We start from the raw sequence: 22,874 nt of genomic DNA, 5'->3' as shown, positions 1-22,874 counted from the left end.
GCCCGGCCGTTCCACGCCGCCGCAGACAGGACCTACACTGGACGCAGTGTCCAAGGCCGACTCCAGCGTGCCCTCCTCCCCCACGATCCGCGACATCGCGGCGCGCGCCGGCGTCTCGACCGGCACCGTCTCCCGGGCGCTCAAGGGCCAGGCCGGCCTGACCCGCGAGACCCGCGAACACGTGCTTGCTGTCGCGGCCGCGCTGGGCTACAACCACACCAAGCTGCGGCCTGTCAAGGCGCGCCGTCTGGGCTTTTTGCTGCACGAATCGCACTCCAATCTGGCCAGCAACCCCTTCTATTTTCCCGTGCTGCACGGCGTCGAGGTCGCGTGCCGCAACTCCGGGATCGCGTTCACGTACTCGTCGGTGGGTTCGCCGCAGGAGGTCAAGGAACTGATCGCCCTGCTGGAGGTCGACGGCCTGGTGTGCGCCGGGTACTGGGAACACGCGACCCTCGCGGAGATCGTGCGCGCCGGCAAGCCGGTGGTGCTGGTCGACCACGACGCGGCGGGCCTGCCGTCGGTGAACATCGACAACGTGTCCGGTGCATACCAGGCGACGCAGCACCTCATCGCCATGGGACGCCAGCGGATCGCCATGATCACCGGCCCCGACGAGCACTACTCGATCCGGCAGCGCGTTGAGGGCTACCACCACGCCCTGCTCGACGCCGGCCGCACGCCAGAACCGCGCCTGCTGGTGCGCCGGACCGTGGATACCGACGAGGGCAACCAGGCGGCCGTGGCGCAGGTCCTGGACCTGTCGCCGCAGCCGGACGCGATCTTCGCCTACAACGACCGCACCGCGCTGGCGGCGCTCCAGGAGTGTGCCCGGCAGGGCCTGCGCGTGCCGGAGGACCTCGCCGTGGTGGGCTTCGATGACATCACCGCCGCGCGGTACAGCCAGCCGGACCTGACGACCATCGCAGTCGACAAGGAGGGCCTGGGCCGCGAGGCGGTGCGTCTGCTGCTGCATCCCCGCCCCCTGGAGCGCGCGCACGTGACGGTGCCGGTGCGCCTGGTGATCCGGGGCAGTTCCCGTGCCCGCCGCGCCTGAGCACAGGTTAGGACCTTTTAGCGCCGCGCTGCTCAGGTGTGGCGGAGCGGCCTGGGCCATGACTGCCGTGCCCGCCGTGTGACGGGATCGACTGACCGCGTGACGAGTTGACACGCGGATTGTTGCTCAGTACACTCATTCCGTTTACTAAACACAGCTGTGTCCGGGGCCACGCAGGTGGACCACCACGGACATCGTCACGTCGCCCCCTACCCAGGAGGAAGCATGCGTCATCTGATCCCGACCGCCCTCACCACCGGTCTGCTGCTGTGCAGCGTCGCCAGCGCCGAGAAACTCACCATCTGGGTGGTCGGCGACGAGACCAGCCCCAAGATCATCCAGCCGGCCGTGGACCTGTACCGGGCTGCCCATCCGGACGTGACCTTCGAGGTGCGCGCCGTGCCCGGCGACCAGGCCTTCACCAAGTATCTCGCGGCGCTGGCCAGCAGGAGCGGCCCAGACATCATCACCGGCTACCTGTCCTACGGCATTGAGATCGGCAAGAAGGGCGGCCTGATCAACCTCAAGCAGAAGTACCCTGCGCTGGTCGCCAGCGTCGCCAAGACGGCAAACAAGGGCATCATGAACGCCATTACCTCCATCGACGGCAGCCTGTACGCCCTGCCGTACGACGTGACGGTGCAGCTCCTGTACTACCGCACGGACCTCGTCAAGTCGCCCCCGGCCACTTGGAGCGACCTGACCGCCACCATGGACAAACTCCGTGCCAGCGGCAACAAGGGCATGATCCAGCAGTGGGGCAACGCCGGGTGGGTCGGGTACTTCCCGTACTTCAAGCAGGCGGGCGGCAGCCTGTACGACGCCAAGTGCACCCAGGCGACCATCAACTCGGCGGCCGGCGTGACCGCCCTGAACTACTACGCGCAGTTCTACACGAAGTACAAGGCGCCCACCGACGGCTGGCCCGACATGGAACAGGGTCTGGAGAATGGGGACTACGCGCTGGGCATGACCGGCAACTGGAGCCTGCAGAGCATCCGTACCGGCCGCCCCAAGCTGGCGGGTAAGTGGGGCATCGCCGCCATGCCCAAGGGTCCGGCCGGGAACACCACAGCCTTCGAGGGCGGCAGCCTGATCGGCATCATGTCGTACACCAAGGTGCCGGATCTCGCTGCGGACTTCATCAAGCAGATGTACACCACGCGCACCACGGTCGCCATGATCAAGGCCGCCAACGACCTGGGCGCCCTGTGGCTCCCGGCGGGCCGTCAGGACCTCGTGCGCCAGGCCAACGTGCCGGCGTCCCTCAAGACGGTGCTGATGAAGCAGCTCGACGCCTCTGCTGGCCCGCCCAACTGCCCCGGCTGGGAGCAGAGCGGTGACTCCGTGCAGAAAGCCATCCAGCAGGTCATCTTCAACGGCCAGGACGCCAAGGCCGCGCTGGACGACGCTGCGAAGACCATGAACGCCAACCTCAGCAAGTACGGCAACTGAACTCTGGCGGCGCCGCGCAGTGCAGAGCGGCGCCGCGCTCCGAGGCCGCATGACGAAATCCCCACCCACCCCGGCCCTGCCGGCCGCCCGCCCCGCCGCGCCCAGGAGCGCGGTGGGCGTGCGCCGGTTTCTGCGCCAGCACGGCACCGCTCTGACCCTGCTCGCTCCCTTCCTGCTGCTGTTCGCGGTGTTCACGCTGTGGCCGGTGCTGCGCTCGCTGTACCTGAGCTTCACGGACTACGACGCGATCAGCGACCCCAAAGTGGTGGGGCTGCAGAACTACCAGACGCTATTGGGAGACCCGCGCTTCCGCAAGGCCCTAGCAAACACGGCCGTGTACATGCTCGGCACGTCGCTGTGCAGCACGGTCCTGGGGCTGATGCTCGCCCTGGTGTTCGGCGGGCAGCGGCTGTTCGACCAGATCATGCGCGCGTGCTTCTTTCTGCCGTCCGTGGCGGGCGGGGTGGGGCTGATCAGCGTGTTCAAGTGGCTGTTCAGCAGCGAGGACTTCGGTCTGATCAACAGCATCCGGCTGTGGCTGCACCTAGACGCCGTGCGCTTCCTGGGCATGCCGAAGTACGCGGTCCCCGTGCTGATCGTGCTGGCCGTGTGGGGCCTGATGGGCTACAACATGATCATGTTCGTGGCGGGCCTGCGTTCGATCCCGCACGACATCTACGAGGCGGCCGCCATCGACGGGGCCACGCCGGCGCAGCGCTTCTGGCGGATCACCCTGCCGCTGCTACGGCCCGTGCTGCTGTTCGTCTTGGTCACCAGCATGATCGGCGCGTTCCAGGAATTCTTCTCGTTCTACTTCCTGTTCAGCGACACCTCCAACGTGGGCGGCATCCTGGACTCTGGCCTGTCGCTGGTCGTGTACCTCTACGACCTGGGCTTCCGGCACCTGCAGATGGGCATGGCGTCCGCCCTGGCGTGGATCCTGTTCATCATGCTGTTCCTGCTGACCGCCCTGAACCTCAAGCTCGGGCGCATCAACGACATCGACTGAGTTCCCCCGGAGGTCTTCCATGGTCGGCGAACGCCCCCATCCCCTGCTGCTGTGGCTCCTGCGCCTGCCGTTCCTGGCGCTGGCGGTCAGCGTGATGATCCCGTACTACTGGATGGCCACCAACGCCTTCAAAACCATTCCGGAGATCATCCGCAACCCGCCCACGTGGTGGATTCACACCTTCACGCTCGACAACTTCTTCAACCCCGACACGGTGCCGGGCGCCGCGCGCAGGAGTGACGAGTTCCAGGGTGTCTTCCAGATCTTCGCGAATACCGGTTTCGCGCAGTTCTACGTAAACAGCGTGGTGATCACGGCACTGACCGTCACCATCAGCCTGCTGCTGGCGTCGCTGGTCGCGTACGTGCTCGTCAAGCACCCCTTCCCCGGCTCGCAGGCGCTGTTCCTGGTGCTCCTGGGCAGCATGATGATTCCCTGGGAAGTCACGATCATCCCGAACTTCCTGACAGTCCGCGACCTCGGCTGGATCAACTCGTACCAGGCGCTGTTGTTCCCGGGGTTGGCGAAGGCCTTCGCGGTGTTCTTCTTCCGTCAGGCCATCCTGGCGATTCCGGACGACCTGGTGGACGCCGCCCGCATCGACGGCGCCGGCGAACTGCGGATCTGGTGGAGCATCGTGCTGCCCATGCTGCGCCCGGCGCTGGCCGCCATCGCCATTCCCGTGATGCTGGGCGAGTGGAACAACTACCTCTGGCCGCTGCTGGTGATCAATGACGACGCGCACCAGACGCTGCCACTCGCGCTGGGCAAGCTTGCCGGCAACCTCACCTACGATCCACGCGGTGCGGGTCCAATGATGGCCGCCTCGCTGCTGGTCTCGCTACCCATGGTGATCATCTTCCTGCTGTTCCAGCGCCAGTTCGTGCAGGGCCTGGCGGCCGGCGCCACCAAAGGCTAAGTCTGGTGCCCGCTCCGGGCGCCTGTCCTCACGCGGGCGCCCATCTCGATGCACTCCGAGGTGTCGATGCGCCGACAGTTCCTGTACTCCGTGCTCGTGACCGCAACCCTGATCGGCGTCATAGATCATGCCGGTGTGGTCGCTGCGCAGCGGCCCCCGCCCATTATTCCTGCCACGCCGCTGAACGCCTCCACCACCGCGGAGCTCACGGGTCTGCCCGCGACATCGGCGCAGTTCACGCGGCTTGACCTGCGCGTGGTCACGGATGGGCGGGCCCTCAACCCCTACGATCCAGCACACGCTGACCTCACGCTGGACGTGACCCTGCCCTCCGGGACGACGCTGAGCGTCCCCGCCTTCTGGATGGTGGACTACGCGGCGGACGGCACACCTGCAGACGCGGGGGGCTGGCATGTACGCTTCACGCCGACCGAACCTGGCACGTATTCGATGATGCCCCGGATCGGAGCTGTGAGGGGCCGGGAGCGCACGCTGACGGTGACGGCCAGCGACGCGCCGGGCTTCATCACCCGCTCGCGCACCTCGCCGCGGTTCTTCGCGGATAGCCGGGGCCGCACGTTCATTCCCATCGGCCCGAACATTGCGTGGAGTACGGGGAATGTCCTGGCCGACTACGAGCGCTGGTTCGACCGGCTGGCGGCCAGCGGCGGCACTTACGCGCGGGTGTGGATGGCGTCGTGGGCCTTCGGCATCGAGTGGAGGGACACCGGCCTGGGCGACTACTCGGCGCGGCAACGGCAGGCGTGGCTGCTCGACCGGGTGCTCGAGCTGGCGCAGGCGCGTGGCATCCACCTCGAGCTGTGTCTGATCAACCACGGAGCGTTCAGCGAGACCACCAATCCCGAGTGGAAGGACAACCCGTACAACGCCGCTAATGGCGGCCCGCTGGCCAAGCCCGGCCAGTTCGTCACGGACGCCCGCGCCCGCGCGCTGTTTCGACAGCGCGTCCGCTACATTGCGGCCCGCTACGCTGCGTTCACGAGCGTGTTCGCGTGGGAATGGTGGAACGAGGAGAACTTCACCCCGATCCCCGAGGCCGAGTTGCGGCCGTGGCTGACCGAGATGAGTACCTATATGAAGTCCCTCGATCCCTACGGCCATCCGATCAGTACCAGCTTCAGCGGCGGCGCGGCCGCGGCGACGTGGCGGGACGGCAGCGTGGACTTCGCTCAGGCACACCTGTACACCGCGCGTGACCTCTCGCTCGAACTGGTATCACTGGCACGGCAATTTCAGGAGTCTGCGCCTGATAAGCCCGTACTGCTGGCCGAACTGGGCTTTTCCGCTGGGAGTGGCGGCGACCCGCTGCTGGAGAGAATCCATTTCCATACTGGGTTGTGGGCGCCGCTGTTCGTGGGTTTTGCTGGGCCAGGTTCTTACTGGTGGTGGGACTCGCTGATCGACCCTCAGAACTTCTGGCCGGACTACGCGCCCCTTGCCGCGTTCCTGAAGGACTCGGCCATTGCCACGCTGCGCCCCGTGACCGCCCGCAGCAGCCGACCGGACGTGACGGCGCGCGTGCTGCGTTCGGACACGTACGCGCTGGCATGGCTGGTCAGCGACGTGTACTCAACGAGTGGAGTGCAGCGCATGCAGACTGACGCTCTGCTGGACGGCACTTTCAAGGAGGGGGAGCCGCCTGTGTTCCCACAGCGGCGAACAGACCTCTCCATCCGCGGCCTGCGCGATGGCCCCTACACCGCCCGCTGGTTCGATCCGCAGACCGGGCACTGGCTGGCTGGTCAAGCGGTGACGGTCATCGGCGGCGGACTCACTCTTCCCTCGCCCACCTTCACGCGCGACTTGGCGCTGCGGGTCGATCCCCGGTAACGGCCGCCTCAGCTGGAGGTGTGAGCCGCCGGCCTAAGGTTGGCAGTCGGCCGACCCACCATGCGTTAGATGACATGCAATAGGTGTCGCGAACGCGATGGTCGGCCTCGACAGAGCTGGCGATGGGCGAATGTCCGAATCTGAAGTACACGTCGGTGACTCACCTTAGGTGTGTCTATGCCACTGCCTCGGCCAACCCGCGTCGGCTGCCACACCTGCTCATAACGTTATGAGCGAAATGCAGCGTCCGACGTCAGGATCTCTTCCAGCTCGCGCAGCAGTTTGTCCACGCGTGCCCTGTCTTTCTTGCCGAGCTGCTCAATGCGTCGCGGCTCGATCAGGCCTTTGATCGTCTGGTAGGGCATTGGGCTTAGCGTGGCCGGCTTGGCGAGCTCGTTGATTTCACGCACGCTGAGCTTGTCGCTGAGTGCTTGCTGTGTGAGCTGATGACGGCGCTCGGCGTCTTTCACCTTGGCCAGGGCCGCAGCACGGGTGTACTCCAGGCGCCCAGTCCTCATCAGGTCTAGGAGTTCTGTAGGAAATTTGAGGACTCCCGTCTTGTTGGCTGTGAACGACTGCCATCCCCCACGACCCAGGCGCCGGAAGACCTGCTCTATGCGGTCGGTGGTCTCCGTATGAGGCTTCCGCCGTTGAGCATGGAGGAGAGGTACGACCTGCTCCGTTGCCACGTCCAGCTCGCGGGCGAGGATCGTCACCGTCGCCTCTACCTCATCCAGAGGGTTGAGATCCTGACGCTGTAGGTTCTCCAGGGCCGCCACCAGAAGCACGTCATCGTCCGGTACCTCCCGTATCACGACCGGAATCTGTGTCAACCCTGCGGCTGTCGCGGCCCGGAGGCGGCGTTCGCCAGCAATCAGCTCGAAGCCGCCGCTCGCCGGGCGTACCAGCACGGGTTGCAACACGCCCTGTTCGCGGATGCTCTCGGTGAGTGACTCCATGGCCTCGACATCGAACACACGGCGCGGTTGGCCCGGCAGCACCCGGATCCGGTCAATCTCCACCGTCTGTCCGGTCTCCCCTGCCACTGGCAGCGCGCCCAGCAGCGATGAGAAGGCGTCGGCGCGGCTTCGTTTGGCTCTGGTCATGCAGGTCTCCCCTGTGGCTTCACTCCGATAGCGTCCAGCAATTGGCGCGTGACGTTCATGATCTCCTCGCTGACCGGATTGCGCCGCGCGAACTCGGGAAGCGGAGCACCGTGAAGCTGGGAGTCTGGGTACAACGCCGGACGGTAGGTCAGCGGACTGCTAATCGGCGCGAGGTGACCGAACTGGGCACGCATCTGGCTCAGGCTCTCGCGGCTGTGGTTCGTGGTGTCGTTGTACTGCGTAACCAGAATTAGAGACAGTTTCAGGGAAGGGTTGGCCTTCTGGAAGCGCGACAACATCACGTTGGCCGTCTGCAGCCCCTTGAGTCCCTTGCCGCTTGCCGGAACGGGAACGACCACGTGGTCAGCCGCGATCACGGCCAGGGCGCTGAGCTGTCCCAGGCTGGGTGGAGGATCGATGAGCACGAAATCGTAGCGGGAGGCCAGCGGTTTCAGGGCTTCCTTCAGGCGCAGGACACCCATCAGCTGGCCTGGCAGCATGGGCTCAATGGTGGCCACGTCGAGGTGGCCGGGGATCAGATCCATGCCATGCACGCGGATGGGCTCTGGGAGCGTCAGGTCTTCGTTGTCATCGCCCAGCACAGCCGGGTAGAGCGTGTCATCCAACTCGATCTCTCGCCGCTCTCCGTCCCGCTCGATGGCCCTCACGCCGAGCCAGTCGGTGAGGTTCGCCTGTGGGTCGGCGTCGATGAGGAGCACCCGGTAACCGAGCTGCCCAAGCGTGAAGCCGATATCACGCACGGAGCTGGATTTGCCAACGCCGCCCGCATGGTTGAAGAAGGTCAGCACGTTCATCAGTGCTGCCATGCTACCCCCACAGCTTGGCCAGGCTACGGCACGCCTCGCTTGACAGGGCTCGCATTCCAAGTCATTTGCATTCTGGGTCAGCTGGTACGTTTTATCGACGCCACCTTCTGGCTCGCTGGATGAGGTCACGGAGTTTGGTGTGCCCTCTGGTCAGGAGCAGGGAAGGGCAGACCGTGCAACTGTTCTAAGCTCAACGCGTGCCCGCTCCTGTTGTGAGCTGGTCCGAGCTCCAATTCACTTGCGGGGCCGACGGATCGTCGACATCGGTGAGCCCACTTACCATGCGGATTGGCAGAGTCAGCGGTAGTTGCCGGTGTGGCCAAGGGAGTATCTGCCGGGCTGAGGGAAGTACGTCAGACCGTGTGGCCCTTTGCCCACGCGGATACGATGCATGATCCTGCCGCTGCGGGTGTCGAACACGTACACCTCGTCGCTGTAACGGCCGGACAGCCACAGTTGTGTGCCATCAGCGGACACACTGCCCATGTCCGGGCTTCCTCCGCCAGGAATGCGCCAGGTGGCGACCACGTGCCGGGTCTGGAAGTCCATCACGCTGATCGAGCCCTCATCGCGGTTCGTGACAAATAGGCGGGTGGCATCCCGGCTCGGGTACAGGCCGTGGGCACCCTTTCCGGTGTGCACGAAGCCCACCTCGCGCGGCTGCGGGCCGGTGGCGTTGATGACGTGCACGCCGTCCCGCTCCATGTCGGCCACGAAGTAGTATGCGCCGTCAGGGGCGATCCGCACGTCCTGTGGCATGCCGCCGATGTGAAGCTCGCCCGTGATCTTCCGCGCCGACAGGTCGATTTTGAGGAGGTCGCCGCTGAACTCGCAGGCAGCCAGCACATGCTGACCGTCCGGACTGAAATCCATGTGGTTGATGCCCTTGCACGGTACCGTGAGGTGGAAGGCCGGCGTCATGGTCCTGGCGTCGAGAAAATCGAGCCGACGCGCATTCTCGGCGACCACTATGGCGTACTTGCCGTCGGGCGTGAAGTACAGGTTGTACGGGTCCGGAGTCGGGATGGGTGTGCCGGGCTTGCCGGTGAGCGGGTCAATAGGGGTCAGCGACTGGCGGCCCTCGTCGCTCGCCACGTACAGCGCGCCCAGCGCGTGGGACGGCACGACATGTTGGGGCTCCTGATCGACCTTGAAGGTCGAGATGACGGAGAAGCTGGCCGGGTCGATCACGCTCACGGTCGCGTCCTTGCCGTTGGGGACATACACGCGGGGTGCCAGATTGCGCACGTTGGGGGCGAGCATGCCGGCGTGCGTGTAGCGGTAGATGTCGGTGGCGTGAGCAGCGCCAGCCGCCATGCACAGCAGGGCCATCAGCCGTTTCACCGCACCACCCACGGCAGATGGGCCTTGGCCTCGAATAGACGGTGCCGTTTGATCAGCGCGTGAACCCGTTGCAGGGAAGAGCCGGCCGCGATGTTCAGGCTGTGGACATCGATGGCATACAGGTCCACGTAGATGTCGTGCGCGCCACGCAGGCACACCGGGCTGTACCCGGGACGTCCGGCCTCATTTGTCGCAGCGTATCCGCCGGCGACGGCCAGCGTCGCGGCCGGCACGCTCGTCAGGGTGCGGGTGGTCGGCGGCAGATCGTAGACCAGCCAGCGGCCACTCAGCGCGTGCGGCTGCTGATCCCAGACGATCAGTGCGAGGCTTTTCGTGCCGGCCGGCGGCGTGCCGGTCACGGTGAGGGCCGGCGTCGTGGTCGCCCCGCAGGGCAGCGCGGGATCGTGCGCGCCCAGCGCCACCTGAAGGGGGCTGGCAACGGCTGTACTGAGCAGGACAAGCGCGGGCAGGGCGAGATGACGCATCCCCGAAGTTATGATCCCCGCGGGTCAATACGGCATGAAAGGGCCGCTACATTCTGGGCGGCGCGGCACATGCGTCACGCTTGCGGAAATGGAGGGTGTACGGTGGCGGGATGGACAGCGAGCCGGACCCCCGGGAGCAACGCTCCCACCAGCAGGCCAACACCGATCTGGTCGGACTGTTGCTCGAGCATCTGTTCATGGTGACCAGTCGCACGTCGGATGACCGGACGCGTGCGGAGCCGACTCTCTCCACACCAAACGACGAGGGCGACCTCCCGGCCGTCCTGATTCCTCCACGCTGATCTGGCATCACGGGCCGTTCGGGCCCAATGCTCGATGGTGCAGGCACGGCATGTCAACAGCATGGTTGCTGGTAGGGGAGAGGACGTGGGCGGCCGGTGAGTGGTCACTCGACCCCCGACCCGAGCGTCCCCTCATTGCCTTATCTCAGTCGTTTGCTCCGCCGGGAATGGCCTCGTCCTGGTCGCGGATGCGCTGCCGGAATACGTAGTAGCTCCACGCCTGGTACGCGATGATCAGCGGCAGGAAGACCACACCCACCCAGCTCAGCAGCCGCAGGGTGTACGGTTCGCTCGCGCTGCCCTGGACCGTGAGGGTGTACTGGGCGTTCAGGGTGCTGGGCAGGACGTTCGGAAACAGACTGACGAAGATGGTGGCGGTGGAGAATACGATGGTCAGGGCCGTGGCGGTGAAGGCCAGCCCATCGCGCCGGAGGGTAAGGGCGAGCCAGATCAGGCCGAGGTTCACGGCAGCGGCGGCGGGAAACAGCCACTCGGCAAATCCGAGGGTCTTGAACAGGTTGACCCGCACAAAGCCCATCACCACGAAAGACAGCACCAGCACCGTCGCCACGGCGCCCCATGACAGCGCCGCACGCCGGGCCCGCGCGTACAGGACGCTGCCGGTGTCGAGCCGCAGCAGCAGGAACGTCGCGCCGTGCAGGACGAACAGACTGAGCGTAGCGAGGCCGCCCAGCACGCTGAATACGTCAAAGGCGACCAGCGGGTTTCCCTGCAGGTGGGCATCCACTCCCAGCGGCAGGCCGCGCACCAGATTGGCCATGATCACGCCCCACAGGAAGGCGGGCAGGACATTGGTGATGAAGGCCGTGACGTCCCAGAAGGTGCGCCAGCGGACGTGGTCCACCTCGGCGCGGTACTCGAAGGCGACGCCGCGGCCGATCATGGCGAGCAGGATCAGGGTGAACAGGGGATACAGGCCGCTCAGCAGGGCGCCGTACCACAGCGGGAAGGCCGCGAAGATCGCGCTGGCCGCCAGGATCACCCACACCTCGTTCGCTGCCCAGAACGGCCCCACGGTGCTGATCAAGGCGCGGCGCTGGGCCTCGTTGCGGGCCAGGAAGGGTTGCAGCATGCCCACCCCGAAGTCGAAGCCGTCCAGGAAGAAGTAGATGGTGAACACGGCGGCTGTCAGGATGAACCACACGGTCGGGAGGTCGAGGGTCACGGGGCCGCTCCTTCCGGCAGGTAGACCGGTGCCGGGACCGACGGGGTTTCCACGTCCGGGTCGTGCATGCCGGCGCGGGCGGTGCGGGTCAGCAGAAATACGTCCAGGCCGATCAGGGTGAGATACACGAGCCAGAACGCGACCAGCGACAGCAGCACGGTGAGGGGGCTGAGGGCACTGACCGCGTCGGCGGTGCGCAGCAGCCCCTGCACCACCCATGGCTGGCGGCCCATCTCCGTGGCGATCCAACCGCTAAAATTCGCCAGGTGCGGCGCGAGCGGCATCACCAGCAGCAGCGGGTACAGGCGGCCGGGGCGGTCCAGCCGACCCATGCGCCAGCGCCACATGTAGTAGAGGCTCACCAGTAGCATCACGCCGCCCAGTCCGACCATCACGCGGAACGCCCAGTACACCGGCCACACGTAGGGGATGTAATTGCCGGGGCCGTATCTGGCGGTGTACTCGGCCTGCAACTGGTTGAGGCCACGGGCCTTCTCGTGGAGGTTGTTGAACGCCAGGAACGACCCGAGGTACGGCACGCTGATCTCGAAGCGGTTGTCACGCTCGGCGTTGCTCGGCAGGGCGACCAGGCTCTCGGGCATGGTGGAGCCCTCGGGGGTGTTCCACAGGGCGCTGAAGGCCGCGTACTTCATGGGCTGGTCCCGCACGGCGCTCTGGCCCTGCACGTGGCCGGCGGCCGTCACGCCGACCGAGCCGACCAGGGCGGCGACCAGCGCGACCTTGAAACTGATGGTGAACGCAGAGACGTTGTGCCGGCGGCGCAGGTGGTAGGCGCTGACGGCCAGTACGAAGAACGCGGCGACCGTCAGGCTCCCGGTCCACAGGTGCGCGAACCACTCCAGTCCCTTGGGATTCGTGACGACCGCCCACGCGTCCGTCATGATGGCCCGGCCGTTCTTCAGGGTGTACCCGACGGGGTGTTGCATCCACGCATTGGCGATGATGATCCAGAACGCGCTGATGGTGGTGCCCACCGCGACGATCCAGATGCTCGCCAGGGACGCCCACGCGGGCAGACGGCCCTTGCCGAACCACCACAGGCCCAGGAAGGTGCTCTCCAGAAAAAAGGCCATCAGCACCTCCAGCGCCAGCGGCACGCCGAAGATGTTGCCCACGAAGTTGGAGAAGCTCTGCCAGTTCATGCCGAACTGGAATTCCTGCACGATGCCGGTCACCACTCCGACCGCGAAGTTGATGAAGAACAGGTGGCCGAAAAACCGCGTGAGGTTCTCGAGTTTCGGGTCGCCCGACCGGTGGGCGAGCGTCTGCAATACCGCGATGATCAGCGAGAAACCCACCGTGAACGCCACGAAGAAGTAGTGGAAGATGCTCGTCGTGGCGAACTGGAACCGTGACAGGTCCAGGGTGCTGAGGCCAAAGATCTCGTTCATATCGCCGTCCTTGTCCCGGCCGCTCCGGCCGTGAGCTGGCCGCCGCGCAGGGTGAGGTGACGCATGACGAGGCCCAGTGGCGCCTCGCGGTGCGTGATCAGGAGCAGGGTGCGTCCGCCGAGTTCCCGCCGGATGACGTCCAGGACGCGCGTCTCGGTGGTCCCGTCAAGGTGGGCGGTCGGTTCGTCGAGGATCAGCACCTCAGACGGCCGCAGCAGCGCACGCGCGACACTGACCCGAGCCCGCTCGCCGCCGGAGAGCCGCGTGCCGCCCTCGCCGACCCAGACGTCCAGCGGCAGGTGCCCCAGGTCGAGCGCGTCCAGCAGTGTGCGAAGCCGGGCGTCCGGGGCGTGGTGGTCGCCGAGCAGCACGTTCTCGCGCAGCGTGCCGTCCAGCAGCGGCGCGTCCTGCTCATGCACGCTGATGCGCGCGCGGACCGCGTCCGGGTCGAGGTCCCGGAGGTCCACACCGCCCAGCGTCACCCGCCCTCCATCCGGATCGACGTCCCGGGTGAGGAGGCGCGCCAGCGTGGTCTTGCCGCCGCCGCTCGGGCCGCTCAGGGACACGCGGTCGCCGGGATGCAGGGTCACTGTCGCGCCCTGCACGACCGTCCGACCGGCCCGGACCACGGAGACGTCCACCAGGGCCAGCGGGCCGCCGCGCACGGGAACCGGCATGGCCGGCGCCCGGACGGCGGGCTGTACCGCATCCAGCATGGCGGCCCGTTCACGTGCCCGGCGGTCGAGGGCGCTCGCTGCGGGCACGGCCGCGAGCGGCGTCAGGGCGTCGAAGGCGGCGGCCGTGCCGAGCGTGACGGCCGCGAGCAGCGGGCCGGGCACCTCGCCGCCGGCGACCAGGGTCGCGCCGCGCCACAGCACGCCGCACACGGCCACCCCGAACGCGAGTTCCCGCAGCAGCGTGACGCGCCAAGCCACGGCGCCCAGCCGCAGGCTCAGGTCCTCCAGGGTGGCCGTCATGACGCCGAGTGCGGGCGCATATACCCGGCCCGCTCCGTCACTGCTAGACGCCAGCGCGTCGAGGAGCGCGGACGCGTGGCGCCGGGTCACGTCGCTCTCCTCCCGGGCCAGCGCCGCGACGTGGGCGCGGGCGAGCCATGTCGGGACGGCTGCCACGACCAGCGGCACGCCGGCCAGTCCGGCCAGGAGGGGATCGAGGTGCAGGAGGACCGCCACGACCATCACCACGACGGCGACCAGCGCCCACAGCGGCAGGGTGACGCGCAGGGCATGGAACATCCGGGCGTCCACGTCCGCGCCGGAGCGCGCGAGCACGTCTCCGCTGCGCTCGAAGGCGAGCAGGTCCCGGCCGAAGCGGGCCACGGTGTCGAACAGCGCGAGCCGCAGCCGCTGGGCGCCGCGCAGGGCCTCGGCGTGCCCGACCACGCGCTCTGCATACCGCAGCGCGGCGCGGCCCAGCCCCAGCGCCCGGACGGTCGTGACCAGCAGCGTGAGGCTCAGGAAATCCTCCGGCCGCAACGCCGCGCGTGAGATCAGCAGGCCGGAGCTGAACGCCAGCCCCACCCCGGCGAGCGCGGCGAGCAGGCCCAGCAGCGCGGCGCCCGTCACGCGCCGGCCTCCAGGCGCGCTTCACGCCAGCCGGCCGGCACCGCGCGGTGCGTGGCCATCAGCACGCTGCGGCCGGCAAACGCTCGCCGGACGACCTCCAGCACGGCCGCCTCGCTGTCCGCGTCGAGGTGGGCGGTCACCTCGTCGAGCAAGATCACGTCCGCGCCCGCCAGCAGCGCCCGCGCCAGGGCCACGCGGGCCGTCTCGCCGCCCGACAGTCCGGTCCCCCCCTCCCCGAGGGGCGTGTCCAGCCCCAGCGGCAGCTGCGCGGGCAACCGTGCCAGGCCCACAGCCGCCAGCGCCCGTCCCAGCGCCGCGTCGTCCGCGTCGGGCTGCGCCGCGCGCAGGTTCTCGCGCAGCGTCGTGGCCATCAGCCGTGGGTGTTGCGGCACGAAGGCCACCCGCGCCTGCCACGCCGTCCGGTCGAGCGCGTCCAGCGGTACGCCGCCCACCTCGATCACGCCATCGTGTGGCACGTGCTTGTGCAGGGCATGCAGGAGGGTCGTCTTGCCGCTTCCGGACGGTCCGCGCAGCGCCACCAGCGCGCCGGGTGCCACCGTCACGCTCAGCGGCGCCATCGGCGTCGTCAGCCGGGCGTGCGCCGCGTGCAGGCGGATTTCCGGGACGCCGGGCGGCACGCGAACCGCGCCGGTCGGGGCCAGCGGCCGGGCCAGCAGCGCCCCGAGCTGCGCGAGCAGGGGCTGGGCGTCCAGCGCCGCGTGCCGGTCCGCGCCGAGCTGCCGCAAAGGTCCGAAAAACTCCGGCACCAGCATCAGCGCCGCAAGCGTCGGGGCGAGCGCCGCCTCGCCGGCGAACAGCCGCACGCCGATCCACACCGCGACCAGCGCCGTGGCCATCGTCGCGGCGAAGTCCAGCACGAAGCCGTTCAGGAAGGCGATTCTGAGCACCCGCATGGTCGCTTCGCGGTGCCGGAGTGCCGAGTCGCTCAGCACAGCCCGGTAGGGCGCCACCGCTCCGTAGGCGTGCAGGGTCGGCAGGGCGCGCGTGAGCGTGAGCAGCCGCGCGGACAGCCGGGTGTGCGCGTGCCACTGCTGCGCGCTCGCCGCGTTCGTGGCCAGCCCCACCAGGACCAGGAAGCCAAGGGCGAGCGGCCCCGTCACCAGCAGGAGCAGCGCCGTCGAGGGGTCCAGCCACAGGGCCGCGCCCAGCGTCACCGCGAATGCCAGACCGGCATGCAGCGCGCCCGGCAGGTACCGGGCGTAATACGGCGTCAGGCGCGGGCCCAGCTCCGAGTCCAGGGTGGCGAGGTCGGCGCCGTGCAGGTCAGCCAGGGCGACCGGGCCGAGGTCCAGCGCCCGGGACGTGAGCCGACCTCGCCACGTGCGCAGCGCCCGCGCGGCCAGCCGGACGCCCAGCCGCTCCCGCGCGGCGGACGCCACTGCGCGCAGGCCCAGCAGCGCGGCGATCCAGCCCAGGTCCGGCCAGCCCGCGTCCGGCACGCTGACGCCCGGGATGCCGTGCAGCAGCGTACCGGCGATGACGCGCGCCAGCACGACATAGGCGCCCACCGTCGCTCCCAGGCCCACAGCGCTCCACACGGCGGTGAGCACCAGCCGGGCGCGGAGGCCAGGCACGTCCATGACCTGGGCGCGCACGGACAGGGCGGGATGCCGGCTCACGTGACCATGGTGGGCGGCCGGCCAGCCACCCACAAGGCCACCTGTCCTCACGGCTCAAGCAGACCGGCCACGGTGAGCGTGTCTGGAGTGCGTCTGAGACGCCGCTGCGCCGAAGGTCACCCGCCCGCGTACACCGGGTTGCTCAGGGTGTGCAGCGCGCCGTCCGGCGAGCGGACCTCGACGTTCAGCCAGCGGCGCACGTCCACCGTGCGTTCGATGGGTTCCAGGCCGCGAACCGGTTCCTCTTCACGCCGGCCGTCGATCACCCACACCAGCGTTCCGGTGACAGGCCGCGTCCATTCCAGGCGCACGTCGAGCGGCCCGCCGGGAAAGGTGCCGCCCAGCCGGATGTCGTGTCCGCCCGCGCGCAGCGAGGGCTTCAGGGCCGCGTCGGTGGACAGGTAGGTCTCGCCGGCGGCGAGCTGCGCGGCCAGCCGGGCAGGATCGGCGGTGGCGGGCGTGCAGGTCAGGCCGTGGTCCGGGCGGTACGTGGGGCCGTGGTTGTCGGTGCCCGCAGTGGCGACGACCCGCCGCCCCGCCGCGACCAGCCCGTACCAGTGCTCCAGCGCGAGGGCGTTGTGGGTGCCGGACCGCTGCCCGTTCCAGACCTCCAGGTGTGTGGCGTCGCCGGGCCGCAGGTCGAAGTACGTCCAGTTGCACCCGGTGCAGAAGGGATCGCCCGGCGCGAAGGGGTGGGCGATGGTCACGTACGCGCCCGCGTCCGCCCACAGCGTGTCCGACAGGGGGCGCATGCCGGACTGCTGGGTGTAGGCGGTCCAGTCGGCGTACTCCGGGTGGCCGATGATGACCCCGTGCCCGTAATACGTGGTGAGTTCCAGGCCAGGCAGCAGGACGCCGGGGTAGTTCCGGGCCAGCTCGCCGCGCCCGCTGACGGTGTTGTGGTCGGTCAGCGCCAGGAACCGCAGGCCGCGCGCGAGGGCCGCCGCCGCCAGGTCCCGGGCCGACCAGCGGCCGTCCGAGTGCGTGGTGTGACAGTGCAGGTCACCCATCATCCACTCGCCAGCCTGGAGCGGCGGCAGGGCCGGCAGGGGGGTGTCGGCCGTGTGCGGGAGCGGGGCAGGGGAGGGGAGGGTCTCGACCACGACCTCCGCGTCCAGGGCCGTCAGCGCCAGGTGCGTATGCACGCCCACCGTCCACGTCCCGGCCTCGATCTCGCCGGGCACGTACCCGGGCGTGGCGTGGTCCGCCGCGATCAGGACCTCCACCGCGTTGCCGTGCCGGTGCCCAGCGCCGCGGAAGCCGCGCGGTCCGGTGATGCTGAGGGTCACGAGGTTCTTGAGGTCGCCGAGCGTCCACGGCGTGAAGGTCAGCGTGACGCGCAGCGCTCCGGCGCCGGCCGGGAGGTCCACCGGAATGCGGCGGTGCGTCTTGGTGTCGGTCGGGACGAGGGTGAACGCGGAGCGGTGCCATTCCATGACACGAGGGTAGGGCAGGGCGGTCAGCCGACTGACAGGGTGATGACCACGCGCAGACCCGCCCGTCACACACCCGGCCTACGTTCAGGGCGCCATGAAAGCCACTCTGCTGTGCGGACTCCTCCTGCTGGGCACGGGCTCGACCGTCGCCTCGGCGCAAGCCCCGACCACGCTGAACCTGTACTCCGAGGGCGACGTGAACGTCAAGGACCTGTGGGAGAAGGACCTGATTCCCATGTTCCAGAAGGCCAACCCGGGCATCCGGGTGAACCTGGTCTTCAGCGCGCACGGCGCCAACTCGCAGTCCACCCTCGACCGCATGGCCGCCGCCAAACAGGCCGGCAAGGTCAGCGGCGTGGACATCCTGGAAGGCCCCGTCGAGGACGCGGCGCAAAAGGGCCTGCTCGACAAGCTGAGCGCGCAGAAGGTGCCGCTGCTCGCCCGCGTGAGCCCCAACGTCGTGGCGCGCGCCGGCTCGTACGGCGTTCCGTACCGCGCGAGCTCGGTGGTGCTGGCGTACGACTCCACCAAGGTCAAGAACCCGCCCAAGACCCTCAGCGCCCTGATCGAGTGGATCGGCAAGAACCCCGGCCAGTTCACGTACAACGCGCCGGACACCGGCGGCAGCGGCAACGCGCTGGTCACGCGCATCCTGAAGCTCGGCATCCCGGCGGCCGAGGCCGGCACCTTCGAGACGGACTACGACGCCAGCAAGGAAAAGTACTGGGAGCAGGGCTTCACGACCCTGAAAAAGCTCGCCCCCAACCTGTACCAGAACGGCCAGTACTCGCAGAACAACGTCGGTACGCTGCAACTGCTCGGCAAGGGCGCCATCAGCATGGGCCCGGTGTGGTCCGACATGGGCCTGAGCTACCTCGCGCAGGGCCTGCTGCCCGCGAACATCAAGCTCACGCAGATCGACCCGCCGCTGTCGGGCGGTGCCGCGTACATCGGCGTGGCCGCCGACAGCGCCAACAAGGCCGCCGCGTACACCTTCCTGAACTGGCTGCTCACGCCGGACGTGCAGGCGGTCGTGGCGAACAAGATGAACGGCTACCCCGGCGTGCAGCTCAAGTACATGCCGGCCGCGGTGCAGGACAAGTTCGGAGACATGGCCGGCGACTACTCCTTCGGCTTTTCCAGCAAGTTCAACGCGGACATGACCCGCATGTGGTACGAGCGCGTCGCCGGCACTCCGCAGCCCCAGAAGTAAGGTGCTCGGTCAGTTCTCAAGGCACACGAACGGGAAGTCCCTGCTGGGGCTTCTCTTCGTGCTTCCGCCGCTGCTCGTGCTGACGCTGCTGGTGCTGTGGCCGGCCGTCGACGCCCTGAGGTTTTCCCTGGGCCTGGTGCCCGCGGGAAATGTCAACTACACGACCGGGCTCGACCTGATCCGCAGCGACCACCCGACGCTGGCGGTGTTCGGGAAACTCTTCGCCAACGCGGCCTTCGCGCGGGACCTGCGCCTGACGCTGTTCGTGAGCGTCACGGCCACGCTGCTGCTGAGTGCGCTCGCGTACGCGCTGGCGCTGTACGGCCGCTTCCACCGGGGCCGCAGCACCGAACTCGTGCGCACTCTGTATCTGCTGCCCATGTTCATTCCCACCATCATCGCGGCGTACGCCCTCACCACCTTCTACGGCGACAACGGGCTGTTCGAGGCCATGCTGGCAAGGGTCAGCATCGGCTACACCTCGCCGATCCGGCAGGCGTGGGGGATCGTGCTGGGGCAGGTCTGGGTCGGCATCCCCTTCGCGGTGCTGATGCTCTCCAGCGGCCTGGACGGCATTCCAGAGGAGCAGATCGACGCGGCCCGTGACCAGGGCGCGCCGTTCTGGACGATCCTCACGCGGCTGGTGCTGCCGCTGAACGTCGTGCCTCTGCTGATCGTGCTGACCTTCTCGTTCATCGGAATCTTCGGGAGTTTCACTGTGCCGTACCTGCTGGGTCCCACCGCGCCGAACATGCTGGGCGTGAGCATGCAGCTGAACTTCGGTTCCTTCCGGCAGCCGCAGCTGGCCGTGGCGCTGGCCGTGTTCAGCTTCGCAGTGTGCGCGGTGGTGGGTTACCTGTACGTGGCCGCGACGCTGCGGCAGAACCGGCGGGCCGCGTGAGCCGCGCCGTCACGCCCGCTGCCCCCACCGGCGCCGGGTGGTTCCTGGGCGTGCCCGCCCTGCGCCGGGCCGTGGTCCGTATCCTGATCCTGGCCTTCGGGGCTTTCCTGCTGCTGCCGATCTGGACGCTGCTGCTGTGGGCCGTCACGCAGCGGTGGCTGTACCCGGGCCTGCTGCCACAGGAGTTCGGGCTGCGCTGGTGGCAGTGGGTGTTCACGAACGCCGATGTCGGCAAGGCCGCGTACTGGAGCTTCACGACCGCGCCGACCGTCACGCTGCTCTCGGCGGTGGTATGCCTGCCGGCCGCGTACGCCTTCGCGCGCTTCGACTTCCCGCTCAAGCGCCTGTTCTACGTGTCGCTGCTCGCGTCGAACGCCTTCCCGAAACTGGGCCTGTACATCGCCATCGCGGCGCTGTTCTTCCGCCTGAACCTGATCGGCACGTTCTGGGGCGTGGTGTTCGTGCAGCTGGTGAACTCGCTGGTCACGATGGTCTGGATTCCCGCTGCCGCCTTTGCCGCCGTGCCGCGCGAACTCGAGGAGGCTGCGCGCGACGTGGGCGCCAGCCCCCTGCGGGTGTTCTTCAGCGTGACGCTGCCGGTGGCGCTGCCGGGCATCATCGTGGCCCTGATCCTGACCTTCCTGGGCTCGCTCGACGAGGCGCAGGCGACCCTGATCATCGGCACACCGGAGATCACCACGCTGCCGGTGCAGATGTACTCGCTGGTGTCCAGCTACCCGGAACCGGTCGGGGCGGTATTCAGCGTCCTGCTGGCCGCGCCGTCCGTGATCCTGCTGCTGCTCGCCCGCCGGTACCTGCTGTCCGGCTACCTCGCCGCCGGCTTCAAGGGAGGCTGAATGTCCGAGATCGATTTTGACCACGTGAGCAAGGTCTATGCCGGGCGCCCCGCCGTGTCGGCGCTGAACCTCAGCATCCACAGCGGAGAACTGGTGTGCCTGCTCGGCCCGTCGGGCTGCGGCAAGACCACCACCCTGCGCCTGCTGGCCGGCTTTCTGACGCCCGATGCCGGGGATGTCCGCATCGCCGGGCACTCGGTCGTGCGCCTCGGCCCGGAGGCGCGGCCGACCGCGATGGTCTTCCAGCGCTACACCCTGTGGCCGCACATGAACGTGTTCCACAACGTCGCCTTCGGGCTCAAACTGCGGCGCCTGCCGCCGGCGCAGATCGTGCAGAAGGTGCAGCGGGCGCTGGAACTGGTCGGCCTGCCGGGGATGGAGCGCCGCAGTCCCGCGCAGCTGTCGGGCGGGCAGCAGCAGCGCGTGGCGCTGGCCCGCGCGCTGGTTCTGGAACCCCAGGTGCTGCTGCTCGACGAGCCGCTCTCCAGCCTGGACGCCCGGCTGCGCGTCACGCTGCGCGACGAGATCCGCGCGATCCAGCGGAACCTGGGCATCACCACCGTGTTCGTCACGCATGACCAGGAGGAAGCGCTGGCGGTCTCGGACCGGATCGCGGTGATGGATCAGGGCGTGCTCCAGCAGCTCGACGATCCCGGCACGCTGTACGCGCGCCCCGCGACGCGCTTCGTGGCGGAGTTCATCGGCCGCATGAACTTTCTGCCGGCCAGCGCCGGCCCGCTGCTGGGCCTCGACGTCCCGGACGGCGCGGAACTCGCCGTGCGTCCCGAGGACCTGCACTTCGGCGCCGTGGGCGCGCCCTTCCGCGCGGAGCACGTGCTCGACCTCGGCCCGGTGCGCGAGGTGCGCGGCCGCCTGACGCTGCCCGGTGCCGCCGGTGAGGTGCCCCTGACCGTGCAACTCGCGCGCGGCGAGGCGCCGGATATGACCGCCGTGCGCGTGCGCCGCGCCCTGACCTACCGCGACGGTGCGCTGCTGGGCGACGCGGCCCCGGTCATGGGGGTGGGCGCGTGACGCGCTGGCGCAGCACGAACGGGGCCCTGCTGGAGCGCCGCGCGGCGGGCGTCCTGCGGACCGCTCACGGGGGGGCGGCGTGGGCGGCCGGGCCGAACACGGCCGAGGCGCTGCGCGCCGCGCTGGCGGTCCGTCCGGACTATGTGGAACTCGACGTGCACGTCACGCGTGACGGCGAACTGCTGCTGTGGCACGACGAGCACATCGTCACGCCGGCCGGCGCGTTCGCCATCGCCGCGCACCCGCTGGCCGATCTGCTCGCGCTGCCCACGCCGGACGGCACGCTCATGACCCTGCCACAGGCCCTGGAGGAAGCGCGCGGAAGATCCGGCGTGATGATCGACCTCAAGGCGCCGGACCTGTACGCCCCGCTGATCGCGACACTGGACACGCTGGACGTGCACGACGCGCTGGTATGCGGCGGGTACGTGGACACGCTGCTGGCCCTCAAGGCGCGCCGCCCGGACCTGCCCGTCTCGCTGACGCCGGACGCGGCCGCGTACGCGTCGTTCGGCGTCACCCTGCGGCGCCTCGGGTCGTTGGACGCCGTGACCGTGTACTGGCGCACCGTGGACGCGGCGATGGTCGAGGCGGCGCACGCGCTGGGCGTGATGGTGCTCGCGTGGACGGTGGACCATCCGCCCGTCGCGGCGCACCTGCTGGCGCTGGGCGTGGATGGCCTGACGAGCAACTCGCCCGCTGTGCTCAGCGCCCTCAGGCGCCACCCGGCCCCCGGCCCAGGCACCGATCCGCGCCTTCTGGTGCCCGGTTACCTGGAGTCGTGAGCGTGGCTGCGCGTCGTGCCACGGTCCAGACAGGGCCGGAGCTTGAGAGCGCGGTGTCGACGATTCCGCGGGCTGCGGGCAGCGTACTCGCTGGACTCGCGCCGGGCGGCTGCCCCACCACTCCGCACGGTAGGGGCGTGGACGCCAGCCAGACCATCCCCTCCAGCGACCTGAGGGTCAAAACCGTCACGCGGTTCGGCAGGACCTCCACACACCTCGAGATGTCCGCAGCCGGCGCCGTCACCTGGACGTAGGCTTTTGCCAACGTGCAGGGCGCCGCGCCACTGCTGGAGTCCTGCTCCCGGTTACCGGTCAGGCCGTACGCCGCACCGAACTGCCTCTCACCCCTGCCCTTGACGGCGAGGTCCGGGACCAGCGCCGGAACGTGCCCGGCCGTGTGGCATAAACCGCGCACCCCACAGACCCGTACTGGCTGGCAGTTTTCACGGACCGCCGAAGTGCGTTGCCTCT

General features: G+C 68.6%; 20 protein-coding genes. 11 read left to right on the top strand and 9 right to left on the bottom strand.

Annotated features, from left to right (window positions below):
- Window positions 1-46: 46 nt before the first annotated feature.
- The 5 genes from HNQ07_RS10560 to HNQ07_RS10540 all read left to right on the top strand — a co-directional run bounded on the left by HNQ07_RS10560 (window position 47) and on the right by HNQ07_RS10540 (window position 6,291).
- Complete coding sequence (locus HNQ07_RS10560; protein WP_221274915.1) at window positions 47-1,057, top strand: LacI family DNA-binding transcriptional regulator; 1,011 nt, start codon at window positions 47-49, stop codon at window positions 1,055-1,057.
- 225 nt (window positions 1,058-1,282) lie between these two features.
- Entirely contained in the window at window positions 1,283-2,512 is a 1,230-nt protein-coding gene (locus HNQ07_RS10555; RefSeq protein ID WP_184111473.1) for an extracellular solute-binding protein, read from the top strand.
- 49 nt (window positions 2,513-2,561) lie between these two features.
- Window positions 2,562-3,521: a carbohydrate ABC transporter permease gene (locus HNQ07_RS10550; RefSeq protein ID WP_184111463.1), complete on the top strand. Its 960-nt coding sequence runs from the start codon at window positions 2,562-2,564 to the stop codon at window positions 3,519-3,521.
- Window positions 3,522-3,540: 19 nt separating this feature from the next.
- Window positions 3,541-4,440 carry a carbohydrate ABC transporter permease gene (locus HNQ07_RS10545; RefSeq protein ID WP_184111460.1) on the top strand — a complete coding sequence of 300 codons (900 nt, stop codon included), beginning with the start codon at window positions 3,541-3,543 and terminating at the stop codon, window positions 4,438-4,440.
- A gap of 66 nt (window positions 4,441-4,506) precedes the next feature.
- Entirely contained in the window at window positions 4,507-6,291 is a 1,785-nt protein-coding gene (locus HNQ07_RS10540) for a DUF5060 domain-containing protein (RefSeq protein ID WP_184111459.1), read from the top strand.
- 227 nt (window positions 6,292-6,518) lie between these two features.
- Here the strand turns inward: HNQ07_RS10540 and HNQ07_RS10535 are convergent, their stop codons facing one another.
- The 4 genes from HNQ07_RS10535 to HNQ07_RS10520 form a co-directional block, all read right to left on the bottom strand.
- Window positions 6,519-7,397: a ParB/RepB/Spo0J family partition protein gene (locus tag HNQ07_RS10535; RefSeq protein ID WP_184111457.1), complete on the bottom strand. Its 879-nt coding sequence runs from the start codon at window positions 7,395-7,397 to the stop codon at window positions 6,519-6,521.
- On the bottom strand, window positions 7,394-8,212 hold the full coding sequence (locus tag HNQ07_RS10530; protein ID WP_184111455.1) for a ParA family protein: 819 nt from the start codon (window positions 8,210-8,212) through the stop codon (window positions 7,394-7,396). The genes HNQ07_RS10535 and HNQ07_RS10530 overlap by 4 nt, the downstream gene beginning before the upstream one ends.
- Before the next feature lie 309 nt (window positions 8,213-8,521).
- Window positions 8,522-9,568 carry a YncE family protein gene (locus HNQ07_RS10525; RefSeq protein WP_221274914.1) on the bottom strand — a complete coding sequence of 349 codons (1,047 nt, stop codon included), beginning with the start codon at window positions 9,566-9,568 and terminating at the stop codon, window positions 8,522-8,524.
- Window positions 9,565-10,053 carry a YbhB/YbcL family Raf kinase inhibitor-like protein gene (locus tag HNQ07_RS10520; protein ID WP_184111453.1) on the bottom strand — a complete coding sequence of 163 codons (489 nt, stop codon included), beginning with the start codon at window positions 10,051-10,053 and terminating at the stop codon, window positions 9,565-9,567. Before HNQ07_RS10520 ends, HNQ07_RS10525 begins: the two co-directional genes overlap by 4 nt.
- A gap of 110 nt (window positions 10,054-10,163) precedes the next feature.
- Between HNQ07_RS10520 and HNQ07_RS10515 the strand changes: the two genes are divergently transcribed.
- Complete coding sequence (locus tag HNQ07_RS10515; RefSeq protein ID WP_184111451.1) at window positions 10,164-10,355, top strand: hypothetical protein; 192 nt, start codon at window positions 10,164-10,166, stop codon at window positions 10,353-10,355.
- A gap of 145 nt (window positions 10,356-10,500) precedes the next feature.
- Here the strand turns inward: HNQ07_RS10515 and cydB are convergent, their stop codons facing one another.
- The 5 genes from cydB to HNQ07_RS10490 form a co-directional block, all read right to left on the bottom strand.
- Window positions 10,501-11,541 carry a cytochrome d ubiquinol oxidase subunit II gene (gene cydB, locus HNQ07_RS10510; RefSeq protein ID WP_184111449.1) on the bottom strand — a complete coding sequence of 347 codons (1,041 nt, stop codon included), beginning with the start codon at window positions 11,539-11,541 and terminating at the stop codon, window positions 10,501-10,503.
- Complete coding sequence (locus HNQ07_RS10505) at window positions 11,538-12,953, bottom strand: cytochrome ubiquinol oxidase subunit I (RefSeq protein WP_184111447.1); 1,416 nt, start codon at window positions 12,951-12,953, stop codon at window positions 11,538-11,540. The genes cydB and HNQ07_RS10505 overlap by 4 nt, the downstream gene beginning before the upstream one ends.
- Window positions 12,950-14,539, bottom strand: a complete 1,590-nt coding sequence (locus HNQ07_RS10500) for an amino acid ABC transporter ATP-binding/permease protein (RefSeq protein WP_184111445.1) — start codon at window positions 14,537-14,539, stop codon at window positions 12,950-12,952. Before HNQ07_RS10500 ends, HNQ07_RS10505 begins: the two co-directional genes overlap by 4 nt.
- Window positions 14,536-16,179: an ATP-binding cassette domain-containing protein gene (locus tag HNQ07_RS10495; protein WP_229831913.1), complete on the bottom strand. Its 1,644-nt coding sequence runs from the start codon at window positions 16,177-16,179 to the stop codon at window positions 14,536-14,538. The genes HNQ07_RS10500 and HNQ07_RS10495 overlap by 4 nt, the downstream gene beginning before the upstream one ends.
- A gap of 116 nt (window positions 16,180-16,295) precedes the next feature.
- Window positions 16,296-17,615 carry a CehA/McbA family metallohydrolase gene (locus tag HNQ07_RS10490; RefSeq protein ID WP_184111437.1) on the bottom strand — a complete coding sequence of 440 codons (1,320 nt, stop codon included), beginning with the start codon at window positions 17,613-17,615 and terminating at the stop codon, window positions 16,296-16,298.
- A 94-nt stretch (window positions 17,616-17,709) separates the two neighbouring features.
- Between HNQ07_RS10490 and HNQ07_RS10485 the strand changes: the two genes are divergently transcribed.
- From HNQ07_RS10485 to HNQ07_RS10465, 5 genes are read left to right on the top strand one after another with little or no spacing between them, the layout of a single operon-like run.
- A complete protein-coding gene (locus HNQ07_RS10485; RefSeq protein WP_184111435.1) occupies window positions 17,710-18,828 on the top strand; it encodes an extracellular solute-binding protein in 1,119 nt (372 codons plus the stop codon).
- Window positions 18,829-18,886: 58 nt separating this feature from the next.
- Window positions 18,887-19,729: an ABC transporter permease gene (locus HNQ07_RS10480; RefSeq protein ID WP_184111433.1), complete on the top strand. Its 843-nt coding sequence runs from the start codon at window positions 18,887-18,889 to the stop codon at window positions 19,727-19,729.
- A complete protein-coding gene (locus HNQ07_RS10475; protein ID WP_221274913.1) occupies window positions 19,726-20,586 on the top strand; it encodes an ABC transporter permease in 861 nt (286 codons plus the stop codon). The genes HNQ07_RS10480 and HNQ07_RS10475 overlap by 4 nt, the downstream gene beginning before the upstream one ends.
- Window positions 20,587-21,618 (top strand): ABC transporter ATP-binding protein, encoded by a 1,032-nt coding sequence (locus HNQ07_RS10470; protein ID WP_184111431.1) that lies wholly within the window; start codon window positions 20,587-20,589, stop codon window positions 21,616-21,618.
- Window positions 21,615-22,403 carry a glycerophosphodiester phosphodiesterase gene (locus tag HNQ07_RS10465; protein WP_184111429.1) on the top strand — a complete coding sequence of 263 codons (789 nt, stop codon included), beginning with the start codon at window positions 21,615-21,617 and terminating at the stop codon, window positions 22,401-22,403. Before HNQ07_RS10470 ends, HNQ07_RS10465 begins: the two co-directional genes overlap by 4 nt.
- Window positions 22,404-22,874: the final 471 nt, after the last annotated feature.

The organism is Deinococcus metalli (assembly GCF_014201805.1).
GTDB lineage: Bacteria > Deinococcota > Deinococci > Deinococcales > Deinococcaceae > Deinococcus > Deinococcus metalli.
Note: the sequence above shows the minus strand (reverse complement) of the source record. Positions and strands in the feature narration are given on the sequence as shown.

Excerpts from the sequence above, each read along its gene's own strand:
- HNQ07_RS10545 (WP_184111460.1), top strand. The coding sequence starts at position 3,541 with ATGGTCGGCGAACGCCCCCATCCCCTGCTGCTGTGGCTCCTGCGCCTG.
- HNQ07_RS10535 (WP_184111457.1), bottom strand. The coding sequence starts at position 7,397 with ATGACCAGAGCCAAACGAAGCCGCGCCGACGCCTTCTCATCGCTGCTG.
- HNQ07_RS10515 (WP_184111451.1), top strand. The coding sequence starts at position 10,164 with ATGGACAGCGAGCCGGACCCCCGGGAGCAACGCTCCCACCAGCAGGCC.
- HNQ07_RS10540 (WP_184111459.1), top strand. The coding sequence starts at position 4,507 with ATGCGCCGACAGTTCCTGTACTCCGTGCTCGTGACCGCAACCCTGATC.
- HNQ07_RS10555 (WP_184111473.1), top strand. The coding sequence starts at position 1,283 with ATGCGTCATCTGATCCCGACCGCCCTCACCACCGGTCTGCTGCTGTGC.
- HNQ07_RS10530 (WP_184111455.1), bottom strand. The coding sequence starts at position 8,212 with ATGAACGTGCTGACCTTCTTCAACCATGCGGGCGGCGTTGGCAAATCC.
- HNQ07_RS10550 (WP_184111463.1), top strand. The coding sequence starts at position 2,562 with ATGACGAAATCCCCACCCACCCCGGCCCTGCCGGCCGCCCGCCCCGCC.
- HNQ07_RS10505 (WP_184111447.1), bottom strand. The coding sequence starts at position 12,953 with ATGAACGAGATCTTTGGCCTCAGCACCCTGGACCTGTCACGGTTCCAG.
- HNQ07_RS10520 (WP_184111453.1), bottom strand. The coding sequence starts at position 10,053 with ATGCGTCATCTCGCCCTGCCCGCGCTTGTCCTGCTCAGTACAGCCGTT.
- HNQ07_RS10485 (WP_184111435.1), top strand. The coding sequence starts at position 17,710 with ATGAAAGCCACTCTGCTGTGCGGACTCCTCCTGCTGGGCACGGGCTCG.
- HNQ07_RS10470 (WP_184111431.1), top strand. The coding sequence starts at position 20,587 with ATGTCCGAGATCGATTTTGACCACGTGAGCAAGGTCTATGCCGGGCGC.
- HNQ07_RS10490 (WP_184111437.1), bottom strand. The coding sequence starts at position 17,615 with ATGGAATGGCACCGCTCCGCGTTCACCCTCGTCCCGACCGACACCAAG.